Below are 18,630 nucleotides of genomic sequence, written 5' to 3' on the forward strand. Positions count from 1 at the left end.
GGGTAGACCCATGACATGGACAGCACCGCCGGTCGAACGCGCCAAGCAGCTGAGCACCCTGGGTACCGTAACCGAGCGTCAGATGCTGGAGGGTTGGCTGCGCTGGCACCGGGAAACGTTGCTGGCCAAGTACGCCGGGCTGGAGCCGAGTCAATTGGCGCGGGCGACGGTGGAGCCGTCGAACCGGTGACTGAGCTTCGCACTCGGACCGGTTCGACAGCTCCGCGAGGGTCGGTGACAGCTCACTGGATCAGGTCGGTGTGCGGATGCTCGGGGGAGACGGGGCAGACGTAGAGCTGCATGTTGTCGGTGCTGCCGACTTCCACCTCGGTCGGCTGCGCGGGGTCCTGGCCGGCGCGATGGCCGGCGGCGTGGGCGGCGGCTTCGTCCTCGTACGGTGCCCAGCCGCGCCTGCCGTAATCCCATTCGAAGGAGGCGATGGTCAGCAGCGGGACCATCTGCACTTCGCAGACACCGCAGTATCGGGGGTACGGGTCGGTGCGGCCCCACGGGGGCCAGCCGCCGACCTTCCAGCCGGGAGCGTTCGCCAGATTGCCGTCGTAGAACTCCGCCGGACAGCTCGCGTACGAGCTGTCCACGTCGGCGTCGGCCGCCTGCCATCTGCTCCAGTCGGCCAGCGCCAGCCGCGTCTCAGGGCTGAGATCGAGGCTGTTGGGGTACTCGGTGATCGCTTCCGGCGCCAGTCGACAGGGCTCCGGCACATAGCCGTCCCAGTCCGCCTCGTACGGCTGGGGCGGCGCGGTGAGGACGTCGCCGACGTCCGCCGCGGACCGCCAGAACAGCGCGGTCGCGGGCTTGGCATCCGGTTCATGGTCGTAGGGACACCACAGCACTTGGAGTACGTCGGCCTGCCCGGGCGGCCGCAGGAGCGGGACATCGCGCACGTACAACTGGGCGACGGGCAGCATGGGGACCGGACTCTCCGCGGGCCAGGGAGGGCCGGCCTCGAGCCGCTCCATGAACGTCGCGGCGTTGCGCTCATGGATCGCCGTCTCCTCCGGCGTGTAATGAGGACCCTGGGGATCACGGTGAAGCCGGGCTCGTCGACGCCTCTCGAGTCGTATCTCGGCCGGTGACTTGCACCGTCCGGTGCCGGGGTGCATGGCTTCGCAGTGCGGCCATGGCTCCCCGGCGGGCCACAGCAGTGGGCCGCCCGCAGAACTGTCCCGGACCGAGGGCGACCCGGCACGAGGATGCAGCCGAATGGCCGCTCGCGCCAACGGAGTCAGCTCAGGAAAGACCGCGGTGACGTCGACAGGCCGTGGGGGAGTAGTACGTACGAACACCATGTCGGCGATCTTGCCACCAGCCACTGACAGTCCCCGGGCTGTGGGGCAGCTGTCGTGCTTCGGCAAGATGTGGACCGGCCCCGCACGCGGACCGTCACAGCGCTCCGGCGTCCCGGGCCGTCCAGACGCTCGGGTAGATCGGCCGGAAGCCGAGTTCCCGGCGGATGCGCTGGTTGGACATGATCCCGAACCACGGGTCGGGGTCCGGGAGTTCGTGGAGCCCGGCGGGCACCTCGACGCCGTTGAGCTGGTACAGCTCGACCGTCGTGACGGGTGCGTCGTCGGCGATGTTGTAGATCCGGCCGGCGATACCCGGCGCGTACAGCAGACGCATCAGACCTTGGGCGACGTCCGCGTGGTGGGCCATCTGGAGGCGCTGGTGCGGCGCCCAACGGGCTGCCCAGTGAAGAGAGTTGGCGAGGTGCGGGTCGCCCTCGCCGTAGACGAAGGGGAGCCGTCCGACGCGGACGTCGAGGCCCTCCAGCGCGAGCAGTTCGCGCTCGGCCTCGGCCTTGGACTCGGGGTACGCGCCCCACATCTCGCCGCCCGGCCTGCTCTCGTCCTCCTCGGTCAGCGGGCGGCCCCGTCCGACGCCGTACACATTGCCGGTGCTGACCTGCACGAACCGCTCCACGTCGGCGGCCCGCGCGGCGCGTCCCAGGGCCACCGCGGCGTCCCGGTTGACGGCCCACGCCTCCTCGTCGGGCACCCCGCGGAAGGAGGCGGCGACGTTCACGACGGCGTCCACACCGGTGAGCGCCTTGCCGAGTGTCTCCTCGTCGCGCATGTCCCCTACGGCGACCTGGGCGCCCAGCTCCGCGAAACGCTCGCCACGGGCCGCGTCCCGCACCAGGACCCGCACCTGCTCGCCCGGCTGCCGCTGGGCCAGCAGCCTCGGCACGAAGCGGCGTCCGACCTGTCCCGTTGTACCGGTCACCAATGTCAGCATGTTGTGCTCCTCCCGCACTCTGTCGCCAGGCGACTGTCGACTGTCACCTGGCGCCTGTCGTCGACCACCAGCCTCGGCCGGTGCGGGAGCGACCGGGAGAGACCTCCTCATCAGGGGATCGGCAGTCCCTGGATAAGGCTGCCGCCGTCCCGCACCCTGGAGAGGTGAACCGTGCCGAACTCGCCGACTTCCTGCGCCGCGGGCGCGCCCGCCTGGCCCCCTCCGACGCGGGCCTCACGGCCGGAGCCCGCCGCCGTACGCCGGGGCTGCGCCGCGAGGAGGTGGCCCAGCTGGCCGGCATGTCCGTGGACTACTACACGCGGCTGGAACAGTCCCGGGGCCCGCGCCCGTCCCGCCAGATGCTCACCGCGCTGGCCCGCGCCCTGCGCCTGACGGAGGACGAACGCGACCATCTCTTCCACCTCACCGGTGAGGAGCCGCCGCGCCGGAATGCGACCAGCACGCACGTGCGTCCGGGTCTGCTCCTGGTGCTGGACCGGCTGCACGACACCCCGGCGATGGTGGTGACCGACTGCGGCGAGGTCCTGGCCCAGAACGCGCTGTCGCGGGCGCTGACCGGAGACGTCCTCGCCCGCCCGCCCCGGGAACGCAACATGATCCGCCGCTTCTTCCTGGACCCGGCGGCCCAGGAGCTGTTCCCGCCCGAGGACCGCCCGGAGCGGGCCCGCGAGCAGGTGGCCGGTCTGCGAGCGGTGGCCTCGGCCCGCCCCACGGACCCCGAACCCGCCGCCCTCGTCGCCGAACTACGCTCCGCGAGCGCGGAGTTCGCCCACCTCTGGGCCGAACACGAGGTCGCCGTACGCCGCGCCTCCACCAAACGCTTCCGGCACTCCGCGATCGGCACCCTCGAACTCGACTGCGAGGTTCTCGTCAACACCGACCACAACCAGCAGCTCGTCATCCACACGGCCCGCCCGGGCACGGAGTCGTACGAGCGCCTGCGGTTGCTGCGGGTGGTGGGCCTGCAGGACCTGACGCCGACGAGCCCGGCACGGGATGGCGCGACGAGCGGTTCGGCAACGGGCACGGGAGCCGGCAGGACGGAACGCCCCTCCGCCGGAGGCTGAAGCCACCACGACCAGAGCCTGCCTCCTTGACGGCAGACTCGTCCTGGACGGCAGACCTGTCACTCAGCGGCCCTTCTGCCACCGGTTCCGCGACCAGCGGCTGGAGGGGTGCGCGGCCGTGGACGTTCTCCCTGCGGCCCGAACATGATCAGATACTCGACCGGCCCGTCGGATCCGGCGTTCGCGACTCCGTGGGGGGTGCGGGTGTCGAACTCGACGACGTCCCCGGCGGTCAGGACGAGGTCCTGGCTGCCCAGCGCGAGCCACAATCGGCCGTACAGGACGCACAGCCACTCGTAGCCCTCGTGGGACATCTGCCGGGGCCGCCCGGGCGGCCCCGAGACGGCGGGCAGGACATGCTTGTGGGCGTGCAGGCCGCCGACGTACCGGGTCAGCGGCCACACCGCCTTGTCGTCCCCGAAGCCGCGCGGCGCCGTGCCGCGGGGCTCGGCCGCGGGGGCGGTGCCGGCCAGCTCGTCCAGGGCGACGCCGTACTCCTTCGCCAGCTGCAGCACCACCTCCAGGGTGGGCTTGCGTCGGCGGGTCTCGATCCGCGACAGCGTGCTGGGCGAGATGCCGGTCGCGCGGCTGACATCGGTGAGCGTGACGCCACGGCGCTCGCGTACGGCCCGCAGCCGGGGCCCCATCGCCGCCAGCGTCCGGGCCACGTCGTCACCTGTCACCGTCCCGCTCCTTCCCACCGTGCCGCTTCACCGCCCTGTCCTGCGAGTTTGCCAGAGTGGCAACGGTGATCGCGCCGAGTGGCCGCCGCGTCGCATGATCGATGGGTACCCGTCGGACGCCCGCGAACCGAGGAGAAGCCCATGCAGCCCGAGCCGACCGCCGAGCTCCGCCACCGCACCGTCGAGTCCCCGGCCGGACGCCTGCACCTGGTCGAGCAGGGCACCGGCCCGCTGGTCCTGCTCGTGCACGGCTTCCCCGAGTCCTGGTACTCCTGGCGCCGCCAACTCCCGGCCCTCGCCGCGGCCGGATACCGGGCAGTGGCGATCGACGTACGCGGCTACGGCCGCTCCGCCAGGCCCGCCGCGACCGACGCCTACCGCATGCTCGATCTGGTGGAGGACAACGTCGCCGTCGTACGCGCCCTCGGCGAGGAGAGCGCGGTGATCGTCGGCCACGACTGGGGCTCCAACATCGCCGCCGCTTCCGCCCTGCTCCACCCCGAAGTCTTCCGCGCGGTCGGCCTGCTGAGCGTCCCGTACGCGCCGCCCGGCGGCCCCCGCCCCACCGACCTCTTCGGCCGGATCGGCGGCCCCGAGCAGGAGTTCTACGTCTCCTACTTCCAGGAGCCCGGCCGCGCCGAGGCGGAGATCGAGCCCGACGTGCGGGGCTGGCTCGCAGGCTTCTACGCGGCCCTGTCCGCCGACACCATGCCGGCCGAGGGGGAGCCCGCCCCGCACTTCGTCTCCCGCGGCGGCCGACTGCGCGACCGTTTCCCCGCCGGCCCGCTTCCGGCCTGGCTGAGCGAGGAGGACCTCGACGTCTACGCGGGGGAGTTCGAGCGCACCGGCCTGACCGGCGCCCTCAACCGCTACCGCACCATGGACCGCGACTGGGAAGACCTGGCCCCCCACCGCGGAGCCCCGATCAAGCAGCCCGCCCTGTTCATCGGCGGCGCACTGGACGCCTCCACCACCTGGATGGCCGAAGCCATCGACGCCCACCCCTCCACCCTCCCCGCCCTGTCCGCCTCCCACCTCCTGGACGGCTGCGGTCACTGGGTGCAACAGGAACGCCCTGACGAGGTCAACCGTCTGCTGACCGACTGGCTCGCCACGATTCGGGGCTGAACCGGGCGGGCCGACCGGGTTGCTCGGGCAGCTTGGCGGCGTGTTTCGGGTGGGCGGTGCCGAGGGTGGGCCGTGTCGAGGTGTGCCGAAGCACGACAGTTGGCACCATCGGCGGCCATTGACGTGCGGCTCTGGCGCGAATGAAGCTCGATCGTTGTCAGCAGGTCAGCACGCTGCTTGGCACCGGCAACGCGGACAGCATCGTAGTTGTCACCGGCTCCGGTGGCCCGTCGGACCGCTGAGCTGCATGGCACCGTGGCAGCGCCAGTTGGCCACCTTGCGCATCACGATTGGCGGAGGGCAGCGATCTGGCCTGCGTTTCGTTACGCGGCGGACAGAATCCATGTCCCGGCCGAGCGCACCTGGTAGTAGCCGGGGCCCGGCCACTGGAACGGGTGCTCCCCGGCGCTGCCCTCGGCCACCGTCACCCGGTAAGCGAGCCGGTCGTCCAGAACCTCCAACTGAATCACGCTCGGTCCCTCATACCTCAGAACCCCCGGCCCCGGCTCCCCTCGATAGTGCACGACATCGGACCCGGTGCCGTGGATCTCAGCGTGGAAGCGGGGGACTTCTCGCAGTGGTACCGCGGTCGCTGTCCACGGCTCCCGGCCGTCGGAGGCGAATACCCGAAAGGCGACTGCCTTCTTCACTTCGGGCAGCGGAACCCGGGCGAGGACGGAGGTACCGTTGCCCGACAGCCGGTAAAGCCGTGAGGAACGCCCCGTACTGTCCTCGAAACGCAGGTTGACCCGGGCCCGCCCAGTCGTCGAGAAGACCATGAGGGCCGGCCGGTACGACGGCATTGCCAGCTGATGCGTCTGCGCGTCGCTGCTTCCCTTCCCGCTGACCTGTGGCTGGGGCGCGCTCACCGGCGTCGTCCTGGGGAACTCGGCCGTACGCGGCTGTGCGCCGGAGAGCCTGCTGACCGGCACCGGCACCGGCCGCGGAGTGATCGGGCTCGGGTCCTCCGCAAGGCGCACCATATCCGCTGCGCACACGGCGATGTCGCGGGCGATGCCCTGGGGCGGCGCCCACCTCACCTGCCGGACGGCACGTCCATGCCGGGCGTCGAAGAAGCACAGCGGCATACGCTCGGGCAGCGGCCTGTCGGCGAGCAGGGCATCCAGACACGCCAGCGCGTACCTGCCCTCGTCCAGTGCGCGCAGGACATCGCCTGCGTCCGCCCCGGTATGGCCGCCGGCGAAGTCCCGCTTCGCCTGCTCGTACGCATCAAGGGCACGTGCCAGCTCGGCACGCATCGCATCTGTGGCACCGGGCTGGCCCGGGCTGAAGGAATGAGCGTTCAGGGCCTCACCGAAAGCGGTGATCTCGGCGTCGATCTCGGCAAGCGCAGACTCGTCGCGTGCGCGCCACGGCCACAATCGGCGGAGTCCCCCGCCCACTCCTCTACGCATGGCCGCCATCATGCCGTACGACTCGGCAAGCGTCGGCTCACCCGCAGGCACCCCCGGCGGGCAGTTCTGCCCGCCCGATCTGTGATCGTGGTGACGGCAAGCCTGCCTTTGTGGCAACCATCGTTCTTCGGCTCATGACGGGCAGAACCGGGCAACGCGGCCTGGCCGTCATCACAGGTCGAACTCCAGGTGTTCGATGTCCGTGAAGCGGACCTCTTCCAGGCTTCCGGCGCGGCGCCCGCTGTCCTGGAAGTAGACCTCCTTGAGTGCTTCGGCCGCGATCTCCTTGAGTTCGCGTTCACCGGCACCGGCTTCTCGGGCGTCGAAGAGGCGGGCGGCGTAGGCGGGTGGGAGGGCGATGGTCAGGTGCCGGATGCGGTCCTGGTCGGTGGATCCGATGGGTGCGGTGTAGCCCATGCGGGCGCGGGTGTCGATGACGATGCCGCCCGTGGTCGCCGCTTTCTGGCGGGCCCTGGCCCTGATCTGCGGTTGCCACCGCTTCTTCACCTCGCGTTCCAGGCGGGCGGCGAGGTCCGGGCGCGGTTTCCTGATCTGGTCCTTCACGTACCGTTCGACGGTGCGCTGGGAGATGCGCAGCATCTGGGCGACGGCCCTGGTGCCCCCCAACTGCTTGACCAGGTACCGCATTTGAGGGCCCGCGGTCTTGGGTGCCGGGCGGGTGAACGCCTTCTGTACGGCGGCGTCCAGGCTGTCCCCGAACAGGCTCATCGTCGCCTTCCCCTACTCTCCGTTGTCGACGTCGGTGATGGTGCCGTCCTTGATGTAGCGGGCGAGGTTGAGGTCCGGGGCGTCGAACCGCTCGCGGACCTCTTCGCCCCACAGGACGGACTGGGTGCCCTCGTGCTTGACGAGGCCGGGGTTGATGCCGAGCTTGAAGCCGCCGGGCAGCGGCTTGCCCTCCCGGTACGGCAGGAAGTCCAGCGGGCTCGGCCCGTTGGCGGCGTAGACGACGCAGTCGGAGAGGATCGCGACCGGGTACTGCCCGGTGAAGGCGGCGTGCTTGACGATCTTGCGGTGCAGGTTGATGCGGGTGCGGGAGATGACGGCCGCCCGGATGTCCGGCCGCCACGTCGGACGGGACAGGGCGCGCCACGGCTCGCCCGGCCGCCAGCCCTCGCCCCGGGGCCGCTCGCGCAGCTTGCCCAGACCGCCCTTGACCGTCGCCTTGACTGCGGAGACGACGATCGCCAGCTCCGGATCGCGCGCCTTGTAGCCGTCCATCGCCGCGAGGAAGTCGGCCGGCTCCGCGTCGGCGTGGACACCGAGGTCGGCCATCGTGGCGAGGTAGGCGTCGCGCAGTCGGCTGTACCAGCCGTCCAGGTAGCGGCCGTTGTCCTGCCGCACCCACGCCTCCACCGGCCGCACCTCGTAGCCGAGTTCCACCGCGTACGCCACGGTGGGCGTCGCGTACCAGGCCGGCCCTTCAGGCCGCTCGCCCTTCGGTGTGAACGGGCTGGGCAGCAGCGAGCCGTCCAGCTCCACCCACTCCTTGCCGGCCTTCACGTGGGACAGGTCGACGTGGGAGAGGTCGACCAGCCAGGAGCCGGGCAGCTTCGGGTCGAAGACCGGCGCCGTGACGTGCGTCGGGGCTCCGAGGCCGACGGTCAGGCCGTTGGCGCCCGCGGCGAAGGCCATGTTCACGTCGATGCCGACCAGGTGGCGCAGAGTGCACTCGGCATCGGTCATCGGCCGCGCCCAGTCGTACGCCTCCTCGAACAGCTTCTCGCCGGGGCCGCGCACGTGGAACCGGGGCAGGTCTTTGAGGACCGGGTGGCCGTCGGGGGCCTCGCACGGCGCCGGGTCCACCGGCTCGATGCCCAGGGAGCCGGGGTTGTGCGCGGAGTGCCGTTTGCCGTCGGCGTCCGGCTCGGAGGCGCGGGTCGGCGGGTGCAGCGCGGTCATCAACTCCAGGCCAGTCACGGCGGTCGATCCGCGCGGCGTCATCACACGGGACGCGTACACCCCCAGCACGCGGGCGAGTTCGGCCGGCGGGAGCTGCCCGGCCTCGCCCCAGTGCCGGGCGTCCAGCGCGTGCCAGGACGGGATGCACAGCTGGACACAGGCCCGCTCCGCACCCTGCGCCGGGCGGTAGATCCGCGCCCACGGCCCGAAGCCGCGCTTGGTCAGCTTCCACTCCGCACGCGCGAGCTGCTTGACGACCTTGTGGCCCTCCGGCAGGCGTCCGGCGAGCCGCTCCTCTTCGGTGAGAGTGGCGGGCAGACCGTAGCGTTCCAGCACGGCCTCGGTGAGCACGAGCAGCGGGTCGGCGTCCTTGCCGGGGCCGGAGAGCTTCGGCTGACCGAGCCGCGCCTCCCGCAACGTCCAGTCCACCAGGGCCGGGATGCTCTTGGCGGGCACGTCCAGGACCAGGCCGCCGGTGCAGTACGCCAGCACCTGCCCGTCCTCGACATCGACGACGGCCAGCGGCCCGTTCTCGAACCGCGGATCGGCGCCGCCCGCCGAGGGGCCGACCGGGGTCGCCTTCCGTGTGCCAGGACGACGCGACGCCGCCGACGTCCTGGTGACGGGCGCCGGGTGCGACGCGGCCGCCGAAACGGGGGCAGGGGGGCGACTGTCCTCGGCCGCAGGTACGACCGCAGCCTCGGCGGCCGGACCTTCAGCCACCGCCTGCGCCCGCACCGAGTCGGCCGCGCCGACCAACGTGACGAGCGTCGGAGCGGTCGGCTCCGGTGGCGCGGGATAGAGTGCCGCGAGCTGCTTCAACAGGCGCGCGTACGCCTCGCGCTCCGGACCGCGCGGCTCGGTCGGCTTCTTCGCCGACTCCCAGCCGGACACCGTCGCCCGCCGCACCTTCAGCGCGGCCGCGACCTCGTCCAGCGTCAGGCCGTGCGCGGTACGCAGCCGCTTGCGCTCCTCCGCCGACGGCAGCGAGGAGCGGGACGCGACCAGCGCGTCGACCGCATCGAACAACTCGGACATGGGACACCTCCGGCGTCCCAACCTATCTCAACAGTCGTACGGATGGCGTTCATTTGCCGTACGGAGTGCGTACGTATCGCGGACGGGTGGGCTAGGGGTGGGTCGGTGGTCGAGTTCTCGGGTCGCTCGCAGCGAAGGTCGACGCCGGGTCTTCTCGCCGAAGGTTGAGTGATCGTTCGGGCTGAGTGTCCGGGGATGCGGTGGGGGGACTTGACCCTGCCCCAAGGGCAGGGTTCGACGATGCTTCGCATGAACAACAACGCGCTGCACTCCGTCGAAGTCCACATCCGCGAGCAGGCCGCCGCGTACTGCGAGTCCAACAACGTCCCCGGGTACGTCGCAGGCGTCCACCATGCCGGCGAGCAGATCGTCATGGCCCACGGAACCGGCAACGTCGCCACCGGCGCGCCAATGTGCGACAACACCGGATTTCTGTTCGGTTCTGTCACCAAGATCCTGACCACCACGCTGGTCATGCGGCAGGTCGACCGTGGACTGTTGGACCTCGACATGCCCGTGGTGAAGTACCTTCCGGAATTCGCCCTGACCTCACCGGGAACGGCGAACAAGATCCTCGTTCGGCACCTGATCTCACACACCAACGGCATCGATGCCGACCTGTTCTTCCCCGACGCCAAAGGCCGCGACGCACTCAAGATCTACGTCGACGGCCTCGCGAGCAACTGCGGTGCTTTGTTCGAGCCCGGTGAGCAGCTCAGCTACTCCAACGGCGGCATGATCGTTGCGGGCCGCCTGCTGGAAGTGGTGACCGGCATGCCTTTCCCCGAGCTGCTCAGGCGTGACATCTACGCGCCCGTCGGCATGAAGGACTCCTGCGCCTCGGCGGAGGAGGCCATTCTGCGCAGCACGGCCGTCGGTCACTTCCTCGACCCCGAGACCATGGTCGCCACGCCCACCGGCATGTTCATGCTGCCCGACACCTGGGGTCCGGCCGGCGGCACGCCGATCGGCACCGTCGCCGACCTGCTCGCCTTCGGGCGCACCCACCTGGCGGGCGGCATCTCCCCGTCCTGCACTCGCGTCCTGTCTGCCGGGGCGACCGCGCTGATGCAGCAGGTGTCGTACGACATGGCGACCCCGAACGTCCCCCCGATGGGCTTGGGCTGGGTGCGGTACCCGTTCGGTGACACGACCGTCCTGGCCATGTCGGGCGCATCGCCCGGCGGAGTGTCCATCTTGTGCGTCGTGCCCGAACACGACCTGGTCTTCACTGCCTTCGGGAACACCTCGGCAGCGATCATGCTGCACGACCAGATCCTGCAGTGGCTCCTGAGCGAGCATCTTGGTCTCCAGATCCCGACTCTGGTCACCGGAGGGGAGCAGGACGTCGACCTCGCCCCGTATGTGGGCACCTACCGCTCCAACCAGCTCCGTATCGACGTCAGCATCGTCGACGGCCGGCTCGAGGAGCGGACGACCTACGAACCGGCGGACGAATCGCAGGGACTTGTTTTCACTCAGTTCGCCGGCGGCATGACCTCCGCTCCGCCGCGGCGCTACGTGCCGATCAGGCCAGGCCTTTTCGCGCCATCCGGGTACCCGCTGGAAACGTTCGACGGATATCTGCGACTACTGCTCGTCTCCTACCACGATGTCCGCGACGGCCAAGCGCGCTTCCGTAACGGTGGCGGCCGCCTGACCCGACGGACTTGACCGTTCCGACTGACCGTTCCGACTGACCGGCCCGGGTGGAAGGATGGCGGGCATGCTGAAGATCGGCCAGCTCGCGGACTACGCCGGAGTGACCATCAAGGCCATACGCCACTATCACCAGCGCGGCCTGCTCGCCGAGCCCGACCGCGACCCCTCCGGCTACCGTCGCTACACCGCCCAGGACGCGGTCGAACTCGTCAAGATCAGGACCCTGGCCAATGCGGGCGTGCCACTGGCCCGCATCAAGGACCTTCTCGACGCCGACCCGGACACGCTCACCGCGGCCGTCACCGAGATCGATCACGACCTGGAAGACCGCATAGCGCAGTTGCGGCGAACCCGCGACCAGCTTGCCCAACTGCGCGGTGGAGACCGGCTGTTCGTCTCCCCTGAGGTTGCCGACTACCTCGATGTCCTGCGTGGACTCGGCGTCAGCGAGCGCCAGAGGGAACTGGAACGCAACGGCTGGATCCTCATGCAAACGGCCTCCCCTGGGGACGTCTCCCTATGGATCGCCGAAAAGCGCGAACTCATGAACGATCCCGAGTTCCGCGCCCTCTACCTCGACCATGACGCCGCCCACGACTGGTCGCCCGAGGATCCCCGCCTCGCTGCCCTCGCGGCCCGCACCAGGAACTGGTTCACCAACCACCCCAGCCGGTCCGAGGCCCGCCCCGTCCGCAGTCCCACCATCGTCCGGTTGGCCGCGCAGTCCCAGCCCTCATCTCCAGCGTGGAACCGCCTCGCCCAACTGACCAGCGAGGGAGATGAGCGCGAAAACCAACGGTAGGTAGCGGGACGAGCGCGATTAGTCGCGCCCTTCAGAACCGCTCCTTAAAGTGGCAACGGGCGGCAGGCGAGGTCCGGCCATGGACGTCCTACCTCTATGACGGCCACGGCACTACCCCATGAGCGGCCGAAAGGAAGAGTACGAGCGCGAAGGGCGGTGGTCCGCTGGCCGGCCGACGCGGCCGGCCATGACGGCGCCCCGACATGCTGCTCGCCGACCGAGGCTATGACCACGACGAGTTCCGCCGCCCCGTCCGGGTCAGGGCGGCAAACCGGTCATGGCCCGCCGAGGCCTCTCACGCGGCTCCGACCTGGGAATTCACCGGTGGGTCGTCCAGCGGACGATCGCCTGGCCGCACGGCTTCCGACGCTTACGCGTCCGCCGGGAGCGGCGCGACGAGGATGGCTCTCCGCTCGAGGCTCTGCTTCGGGACCGATCCCGTGGGTCGTGGCCACTGCCGCTGTTCTGTCGGGTGTGGCGACGTGCTTCTTGTTCTGGCCGGTCCGGCTGGCTTCGTTGCGCAAGCGGATGTATGCGTTGTGTTGGTGCGGCGGTGATGGTGGTCATAGGGGGTGGGTCACGTCCTAGGGCGGGTCGTAGACAGGTCTGCGTCCTGACCGGCCCTGTAACCGCCAGATCGGGACATTTCGGACATTTCTCCGCGCTGGGGTAGTAGGTCACATGCTTGCGCAACCGTTTGTCCAGCTTTAATCATGTTTGTCGTCGCCGGATGACAGGCCGGACCGGGTGATTTCCCCGGTGTGCCTGTGTCTGTCCCGGCGGCCGCGGGGCCTCGCCCCGACGCCCACAGGTTCTCGGTCCATCGCGGCCGGTGCCTCAACGACGTCTACTGGAGAGACCCTCTTGACTGCGATCTTTGCTGCCCGCCGTTCTGCCCGCCTGCGTAACCTCGTCCTGACCGGCCTCGCCACCGCGGGTGCCGCGGCCGGCGCGGTGACGATGATGCCGTCGTCCGCCTCCGCCGCCGAGATGCCCCAGACCGCCCAGCACGCCCCCGCCGTCTCTCACCAGGCTCACACCGCCCCCCAGGCCGCCTCGGCCGCGTCGGGGAACCTGGACGGCTGGATCCGGCAGTCGCTGGCCATCATGAAGGCCAAGCACATCCCGGGCAGCTACGACGGTCTGAAGCGCAACATCATGCGTGAGTCCAGCGGTAACCCCAACGCGCAGAACAACTGGGACGTCAACGCGCAGAAGGGCATCCCGTCCAAGGGGCTGCTGCAGGTGATCGACCCGACGTTCAACGCCTACCACGTGGCCGGGACCGCCCAGAGCATCACCGACCCGGTGGCGAACATCACTGCGGCCGCCAACTACGCCGCCCACCGCTACGGCTCGATCGACAACGTCAACTCCGCCTACTGAGCGGAACTCTCGCACCCGTACGCGTAGCGGTAGCGGTAGTGGCCCCCCGACCAGACACGGTCGGGGGGCCACTACCGCTACGTTGCTGCTTGTGCTCCTGGTTGCGGGCCCTTGAGGTATTGAGCTGTGCGTCCGCTTTGCGGGCGGCGGGAGCGGGCGCCGCTGGTGCAGTTCGCCTCTGTGTACTACCGGCACGCGGCTGTGTGCACCGGCCTGGGTGACGGCGGAAGACGTGGTGGCGGCGTGGCGTGGCGGTAGTCGGCGCCGTCGACGGGCCGGGACGTGGCGGCGCCCGTGGACCGGCACCCGGTACTGCCCCGCGCCCACCTCGCTGATCCGGACCCGTCCGTGACGTCCTCGCGCAGCTCCCCGTCCGTACGGAGGACCGCACCGGCGTACTGAGGACCGTACTGGTTACCAGCGTGACCTCTTCAAGCGCTGGGCCGACGCCGATCGCGACGGCTGCGACACCAGAGCGGAAGCCCTTTGGGAGAAGCCGCTGTCGCTCCGGAGCGGACCGGAACCTGCACCCTCACCAGCGGCGAGCGCCCCCCGGGTACGACGAGCGCTGCACTCAGGGCCGCCGCGGTCTCGATATCGACCGCCTGGTTCCGTTCGCCGACCGATACTTCACCGTCGCCGAGATGGCCGCCCTGTGTGTTTCCCCGGGCGCCCCGGACCGGATCGAGTTCTACGAGTACATCCTGGCCGACGAGCCGGTGGCCGCCCGCGTCCGTACCGGGCGTCGACGCTGCGTCTTCCGTGTTGTGCTGAGCGGACCCCGCACACCGGGCGCGGTTGCCCCGTCGAACCCCGTACTCGACTGCGCACACTCGCCGAGGTCGTAGACCACCTCGGCCCCCAGCCGGGCCGGCGCGAATCGCCGGTACCGGCTTCGCCGCCTGACACCCCAGGACGGTCCGAATCGTCCCCGCAGCCGGAAACCCCCGTCACGCGTCAGCGCGCGACGCCCCCGGCCTTCCATCCCCAGGCGGTGAGCAGGCCGGCCGACAGCGCGGCGCAGTCGTCGCAGTCCAGGTACCGCAGCGCCGCGTCCATTCCGGCATCGTCGATCTGCCCGGTGGCGAGCATCGCCTGTCTGCTGCGTTTCCATGTATCAGCCCAGAAGCGGCTGATGGGGCTGCCGGGCAGCAGCGGCGGGACATGGATCTCGGCGGCGACGGATGCCAGACCCGCCCCACGCAGCAACCCCGGGTATGACACCACCCAGGACACATCGGTACCGATGACGGCTTCCAGTCCCTGCCACATCGCCCGCATCGCCACGGTGTACGGCGTCACCGGCGCATGGTCGCTCGTCGTGTCCACCGCGTCGCCGAGCACCAACACCCCACCAGGCTCCACGAGTTCGGCCAACTTCGCGATCAAGCGCTCGTGCTCGGGCAGATGCATCAGCACGAAGCGCGCGTGCACCAGCCGGAAGCGCCCCGGATCGAAATCCGGATCGGTGATGTCGGCCTCCAGCACCTCAAGCCCCGGCACCCCCCGCTCGCCGAGGAAACGCACATCCCGGTCGACGGCGAGCACGCTCGCCACCCCGGCCTCCTCCAGCAGCCGACGGGAAACGGTCCCCGTACCCGCCCCCACGTCCAGACAGCGCCACCCGGGCCCCACGCCCAGCGTCCGCAGCCGCGCCAAGGTGAACTCGTCGTACGCCAGGGCGCCGTAGTCGATACGTTCGCCTTCGCCCGCCGCCTCGGGCCGGAAGACCGCCTCGCCGTAGCGCCCGAAGCCCCCTGCCCCACCCGGCCCGGCGATCACGCCGCCGCTCCCCGCGGGACGCCGTAGCGTCCGAAGACGAACACCATCACGCCGAGCGCTCTCATGACCGAACCTCTCCACACGCCAGGGAGTCGGAGACGGCGCAAGCCGGCACGCCGCACCGCACCGATCCTCCACCGGCGCCCACTCGCACAACCGAGGCGCGCCGCACACCTGCCGAACGGCCCAAGGCTGGCGAGGGCACGAACTCGAGACGAACCCGGGGCAACGGGGGAGCGCGCAGCTCATCCGCACGCGGATGGAGGATGTCGTCGCGGACCTCCCAACGGCTCCGCAAGCGGCGGAACCAGTGCAGGTGGGCGAACGCGCTCTCCCGGACCCGGCGTTGGGTGTCCAGGCCGGAGCCGCATTCGGTGCCGCGGCGGTCGATCAGTGGCTTCGAGGTCACAGACCAGGCCGCCCAGCCTCATGTCCGGGTCAGAAGCCGGGCGGCTCCCGAAATCGGAGTGCGGGATCGCATCGCGCTGCGATACTGCACCGATGATCAACGTGCCTACCGCTGTGCTGGATTCGCTGCACGGGCTCGCCTTCGGCGACGCCTTCGGCGACCGCTGGTTCGGCATCCTGCGCAGGCACGGTACGGCAGCCCTGGAGGCGCGGGCGCTGCCCCCGGAACCGCTGTGGCGATGGAGTGACGACACCGCTCAAGCGCTGGTTCTGGTCCGGGAACTCGTCGAGGGCGGGGGCATCGTCGACCAGGACCGCCTGGCCCGGCGTCTCGCGACGGCCTACGCCGAGGACACGCACCGCGGCTATGGAGCCTCGATGCATGACGTGCTGCGCCGGATCGACGCGGGCGAGCCCTGGCAGGAGGTGGTCGTCGGACAGTTCGGCGGCCAGGGCTCCTGGGGCAACGGCGCGGCCATGCGCGCCGCCCCGCTCGGTGCCTGGCACGGCGCCGACCTCGATGTGGTCGCCGAGCAGGCCGCGCGGCAGGGTGCGGTCTCGCACCACCACCCGGAGGCGGTCACCGCAGCGGTGGCGGTCGCCCTGGCCGCGGCACTGGCGACCCGCAGCCGGGGCGGGCCAACCCCGGCCAGATCGGACTTCCTTCAGGCAGTCGCCGAACGGCTCCCCGACAGCGATGTCCGGTCGGGAGTGCGGATCGCGGCCCGGATGCCGGAGCGCACCTCGGTCCGGCACGCCGCGGAGGTCCTGGGCTCCGGCTACCGGATGTCAGGGCCCGACACCGTCCCGTACGCCCTGTGGTGCGCGGCGGGGCACCTCGACGACCTGCACGAGGGCCTGTGGGTCACGGTCGCCGGGCGCGGCGACATCGACACCACCTGCGCCATCGCGGGCGGGGTCATCGCGGCCCGCACCGGCGTCGCCGCCCTTCCTCCTGCATGGCACGCGGCCCGTGAACCGCTGCCCCCGGTCGTGACGTAGTACGAGCTCTTGCCGGGATGAATTCCGGCGCCGCCGACTGTCGAGTGCCTCGTCGAGGCGGGGGAGGGCGCCGGGGCTGTGGCTTTGCTGTGCGCTGTGCACGTGGCTGCCATGACCGGCACCGGCACCGGCATCGCCGTCGACGGAGGCTGGACTGTTCGCCGAGGCGGGCTCCCGGTGATGAGGGGACCGGCTGGGTGTCGGTCGCGCCGGGGGAGACGGTGCCGAGGGACGTCCCGTACGGCCCGGCCCTCGTGCGCCGACCGCGGTCAGCTGCTCGGCCGGCCCGTGCGGGCGGTGTACGGTCCGGTGCCTGGAACCGGCCGCACGGCGTCGGTGCCGGTGCCGAACAAACGTCGGGGTTCCGCGCGCGGGACTGCGAGACGGGTCCCGTCACCGGGGGGCCTTGGTCGGACGCGGACTGAGCGTACCGCGCGTGCCACAGCGCGTAGGCTGCGCTCGTTCGGCTGTCCTTCGACGAAGAGCTGGGGATGACTGAGAACCCGACCGCGCCCGGACCACGCCGGGACCTGGTGGTGCACAACGACTGGTGGGCCTCGGGCTGGGAGCATGTCCTGCCGCGCCAAGGTTTTCCCCTGATGATGCTGATCGGGACCGCGAGCCGGCCCGGCTTCACCGGCTCCCTGGACGATCTCCTGCGCGAGATGTTCGACGGCCACTGGCGCATGATCGGCGACGGTCTCGACGGCGCGCTCACGTTCTCGTGGCCCGACGAGGAGTGGGACGAGGAGGCGGCGCCCGAAGGCCGCGAGGCGAGCGAGGAGAGCCGCTGGAAGGACTTCGGTGCCCTGCTCACGGCGGCCGGGTACCCGGTGCCCGCGACCGTGCGCGACCTGTCCGAGCTCTACCTGGCATGGGGCCTGGCCAGCCGTGAGGAGACACCGGAGGGCACCCGGTGGTCGATGCCCGCCGTACTGCCGCTGCCCGGTGACCTGCTGCCCTTGGACGCCGGACTGACCCGGCGGCTCGACCGGATGCGGTGGAGCATGCGCACCGAACCTCTCGTCACCCGACTCGTCAACCACCTGGTCGACCAATTGGGTGAACCGCGGGAGATTCTCACCTCCCTGGACCGCCTGGCAGCCGCCACCAGCCAGGACGCCGAAGACCTTCGTATCGCCGTCGCAGCGCTCGTGGCATCCGGCGACGCCCGGGTGCTGCGCGGACAGGAGCCGGCCGACGCAGAACGCCTCGAAGCCCATCAGCGCTTCTGTCTGGTCATGGACTGGAACCACTTCCACGAGACCCACACGGGGCTGCGCATCGCGGACGAAGACGAGTAGCCGACCCCGACCCGTAGCCGATCCCGACCCCGACCGCGTGCCGTCCGACTCCCTGGAACCTGTCCTTCAGAAGAAGGCCCCAGGTTGAGTCCCGGCCGGGTGCGGGCGGCGGTACAACGCGGCCCGCACTCGGCTACGGGCCGAACGGCGAGCGGCCCCCATCGACGACCAGGCACCAGCCGTTGATGGGACCGGCCCTGGTGGCCTGATCGGGACCGGCCCCGACGGCCTGATCCCGCTGACCTACAACTGCATCCCGCACCTGTGCACCACCTGGCCTCGGCCTGTCCACGGCGCGGCCCCTTGGCTTGGCCGGTCCTCCCGCTGGCGACGACGCCCCAGGGCAGCTCCTGCACCGGCCGCTGCCCGAGGTGAACCGCCCAGCCATGACTGGGCGGTTCGTCCGGCGGGTTTTCGTCCGGTACGACCCTCTGCATCCGATCCGGATCATCGCCCGCACAGGGGTGGGTCACCCGGCGGCCAGGCGGCGCAGAAGCTCTTCCTGCGAGACGTCTTCGAGAGTCGACCGTCCGATGGTGATCTCGGCGTGCAGAATTCCGCTGCCCGGAGCGGGGATCCTGAACTGCTCGACGGCGCCGAACGCACGCTGGTAGAAGTCGATTGCCGCTGCGGCGTCGTCGACCATGATGTGCGGGATCACGGCGTAGCGGTAACGGTCGGGGATCTCCATGCGGGTTGTGCGCTCGGTCACGGCGAACCTCCTTGAAAGGGCACCGCTGGTTGGTTCCT

Annotated in this window: 16 protein-coding genes and 2 pseudogenes; 9 read left to right on the top strand and 9 right to left on the bottom strand. The window is 70.6% G+C overall.

Features of this window, described 5'->3' with window-relative positions:
- Window positions 1-10: 10 nt before the first annotated feature.
- A complete protein-coding gene (locus AB0E91_RS30215; RefSeq protein WP_361788391.1) occupies window positions 11-190 on the top strand; it encodes a hypothetical protein in 180 nt (59 codons plus the stop codon).
- 52 nt (window positions 191-242) lie between these two features.
- Here the strand turns inward: AB0E91_RS30215 and AB0E91_RS30220 are convergent, their stop codons facing one another.
- Complete coding sequence (locus AB0E91_RS30220; RefSeq protein ID WP_361788393.1) at window positions 243-1,310, bottom strand: hypothetical protein; 1,068 nt, start codon at window positions 1,308-1,310, stop codon at window positions 243-245.
- A gap of 94 nt (window positions 1,311-1,404) precedes the next feature.
- Window positions 1,405-2,259: an NAD(P)-dependent oxidoreductase gene (locus AB0E91_RS30225; RefSeq protein WP_361788395.1), complete on the bottom strand. Its 855-nt coding sequence runs from the start codon at window positions 2,257-2,259 to the stop codon at window positions 1,405-1,407.
- A 164-nt stretch (window positions 2,260-2,423) separates the two neighbouring features.
- On the opposite strand from AB0E91_RS30225, the gene AB0E91_RS30230 reads away from it, so the two are divergent.
- Entirely contained in the window at window positions 2,424-3,347 is a 924-nt protein-coding gene (locus tag AB0E91_RS30230) for a helix-turn-helix transcriptional regulator (protein WP_361788397.1), read from the top strand.
- A 59-nt stretch (window positions 3,348-3,406) separates the two neighbouring features.
- On the opposite strand, the gene AB0E91_RS30235 is transcribed toward AB0E91_RS30230, so the two are convergent.
- Window positions 3,407-4,030, bottom strand: a complete 624-nt coding sequence (locus AB0E91_RS30235; protein WP_361788399.1) for a helix-turn-helix transcriptional regulator — start codon at window positions 4,028-4,030, stop codon at window positions 3,407-3,409.
- Between the two features lie 141 nt (window positions 4,031-4,171).
- Between AB0E91_RS30235 and AB0E91_RS30240 the strand changes: the two genes are divergently transcribed.
- Complete coding sequence (locus AB0E91_RS30240) at window positions 4,172-5,158, top strand: alpha/beta hydrolase (protein ID WP_361788401.1); 987 nt, start codon at window positions 4,172-4,174, stop codon at window positions 5,156-5,158.
- Between the two features lie 323 nt (window positions 5,159-5,481).
- Here AB0E91_RS30240 and AB0E91_RS30245 read toward each other — a convergent pair whose 3' ends face one another.
- The 3 genes from AB0E91_RS30245 to AB0E91_RS30255 all read right to left on the bottom strand — a co-directional run bounded on the left by AB0E91_RS30245 (window position 5,482) and on the right by AB0E91_RS30255 (window position 9,534).
- The gene (locus AB0E91_RS30245; protein WP_361788403.1) at window positions 5,482-6,573 is read right to left on the bottom strand and encodes a hypothetical protein; all 1,092 of its coding nucleotides are present in this window, start codon (window positions 6,571-6,573) and stop codon (window positions 5,482-5,484) included.
- A 171-nt stretch (window positions 6,574-6,744) separates the two neighbouring features.
- Window positions 6,745-7,302, bottom strand: coding sequence for an XRE family transcriptional regulator (locus tag AB0E91_RS30250; protein WP_361788405.1), 558 nt, complete (start codon window positions 7,300-7,302; stop codon window positions 6,745-6,747).
- 12 nt (window positions 7,303-7,314) lie between these two features.
- On the bottom strand, window positions 7,315-9,534 hold the full coding sequence (locus AB0E91_RS30255) for a helix-turn-helix transcriptional regulator (protein WP_361788407.1): 2,220 nt from the start codon (window positions 9,532-9,534) through the stop codon (window positions 7,315-7,317).
- 249 nt (window positions 9,535-9,783) lie between these two features.
- Here AB0E91_RS30255 and AB0E91_RS30260 point away from each other — a divergent pair, with 249 nt between their 5' ends.
- The 4 genes and pseudogenes from AB0E91_RS30260 (at window position 9,784) to AB0E91_RS30275 (ending at window position 13,384) form a co-directional block, all read left to right on the top strand.
- Window positions 9,784-11,208, top strand: a complete 1,425-nt coding sequence (locus AB0E91_RS30260) for a serine hydrolase domain-containing protein (RefSeq protein WP_361788409.1) — start codon at window positions 9,784-9,786, stop codon at window positions 11,206-11,208.
- Window positions 11,209-11,260: 52 nt separating this feature from the next.
- Window positions 11,261-11,998 carry a MerR family transcriptional regulator gene (locus AB0E91_RS30265; protein ID WP_361788411.1) on the top strand — a complete coding sequence of 246 codons (738 nt, stop codon included), beginning with the start codon at window positions 11,261-11,263 and terminating at the stop codon, window positions 11,996-11,998.
- 161 nt (window positions 11,999-12,159) lie between these two features.
- Window positions 12,160-12,398: pseudogene (locus AB0E91_RS30270) on the top strand (IS5/IS1182 family transposase); the annotation flags it as partial.
- Between the two features lie 464 nt (window positions 12,399-12,862).
- Entirely contained in the window at window positions 12,863-13,384 is a 522-nt protein-coding gene (locus AB0E91_RS30275; RefSeq protein ID WP_361788413.1) for a transglycosylase SLT domain-containing protein, read from the top strand.
- Window positions 13,385-14,341: 957 nt separating this feature from the next.
- On the opposite strand, the gene AB0E91_RS30280 is transcribed toward AB0E91_RS30275, so the two are convergent.
- Window positions 14,342-15,166: a class I SAM-dependent methyltransferase gene (locus tag AB0E91_RS30280; RefSeq protein ID WP_361788415.1), complete on the bottom strand. Its 825-nt coding sequence runs from the start codon at window positions 15,164-15,166 to the stop codon at window positions 14,342-14,344.
- A 265-nt stretch (window positions 15,167-15,431) separates the two neighbouring features.
- Window positions 15,432-15,575: pseudogene (locus tag AB0E91_RS30285) on the bottom strand (IS5/IS1182 family transposase); the annotation flags it as partial.
- Window positions 15,576-15,667: 92 nt separating this feature from the next.
- Between AB0E91_RS30285 and AB0E91_RS30290 the strand changes: the two are divergent.
- Window positions 15,668-16,576 (top strand): ADP-ribosylglycohydrolase family protein, encoded by a 909-nt coding sequence (locus AB0E91_RS30290; RefSeq protein WP_361788417.1) that lies wholly within the window; start codon window positions 15,668-15,670, stop codon window positions 16,574-16,576.
- Between the two features lie 491 nt (window positions 16,577-17,067).
- Window positions 17,068-17,880, top strand: a complete 813-nt coding sequence (locus tag AB0E91_RS30295) for a DUF6042 family protein (protein WP_361788419.1) — start codon at window positions 17,068-17,070, stop codon at window positions 17,878-17,880.
- Window positions 17,881-18,349: 469 nt separating this feature from the next.
- Here AB0E91_RS30295 and AB0E91_RS30300 read toward each other — a convergent pair whose 3' ends face one another.
- Window positions 18,350-18,592 (bottom strand): VOC family protein, encoded by a 243-nt coding sequence (locus tag AB0E91_RS30300; protein WP_361788421.1) that lies wholly within the window; start codon window positions 18,590-18,592, stop codon window positions 18,350-18,352.
- Window positions 18,593-18,630: the final 38 nt, after the last annotated feature.

It is taken from the genome of Streptomyces sp. NPDC026659 (assembly GCF_040638245.1).
Lineage (GTDB): Bacteria > Actinomycetota > Actinomycetes > Streptomycetales > Streptomycetaceae > Streptomyces.

Bases quoted from the DNA above. Each gene is read 5' to 3' on its own strand.
- AB0E91_RS30255 (WP_361788407.1), bottom strand. From the start codon at position 9,534: ATGTCCGAGTTGTTCGATGCGGTCGACGCGCTGGTCGCGTCCCGCTCC.
- AB0E91_RS30215 (WP_361788391.1), top strand. From the start codon at position 11: ATGACATGGACAGCACCGCCGGTCGAACGCGCCAAGCAGCTGAGCACC.
- AB0E91_RS30290 (WP_361788417.1), top strand. From the start codon at position 15,668: ATGATCAACGTGCCTACCGCTGTGCTGGATTCGCTGCACGGGCTCGCC.
- AB0E91_RS30265 (WP_361788411.1), top strand. From the start codon at position 11,261: ATGCTGAAGATCGGCCAGCTCGCGGACTACGCCGGAGTGACCATCAAG.
- AB0E91_RS30250 (WP_361788405.1), bottom strand. From the start codon at position 7,302: ATGAGCCTGTTCGGGGACAGCCTGGACGCCGCCGTACAGAAGGCGTTC.
- AB0E91_RS30260 (WP_361788409.1), top strand. From the start codon at position 9,784: ATGAACAACAACGCGCTGCACTCCGTCGAAGTCCACATCCGCGAGCAG.
- AB0E91_RS30245 (WP_361788403.1), bottom strand. From the start codon at position 6,573: ATGCGTAGAGGAGTGGGCGGGGGACTCCGCCGATTGTGGCCGTGGCGC.
- AB0E91_RS30240 (WP_361788401.1), top strand. From the start codon at position 4,172: ATGCAGCCCGAGCCGACCGCCGAGCTCCGCCACCGCACCGTCGAGTCC.
- AB0E91_RS30225 (WP_361788395.1), bottom strand. From the start codon at position 2,259: ATGCTGACATTGGTGACCGGTACAACGGGACAGGTCGGACGCCGCTTC.
- AB0E91_RS30220 (WP_361788393.1), bottom strand. From the start codon at position 1,310: ATGGTGTTCGTACGTACTACTCCCCCACGGCCTGTCGACGTCACCGCG.
- AB0E91_RS30295 (WP_361788419.1), top strand. From the start codon at position 17,068: ATGACTGAGAACCCGACCGCGCCCGGACCACGCCGGGACCTGGTGGTG.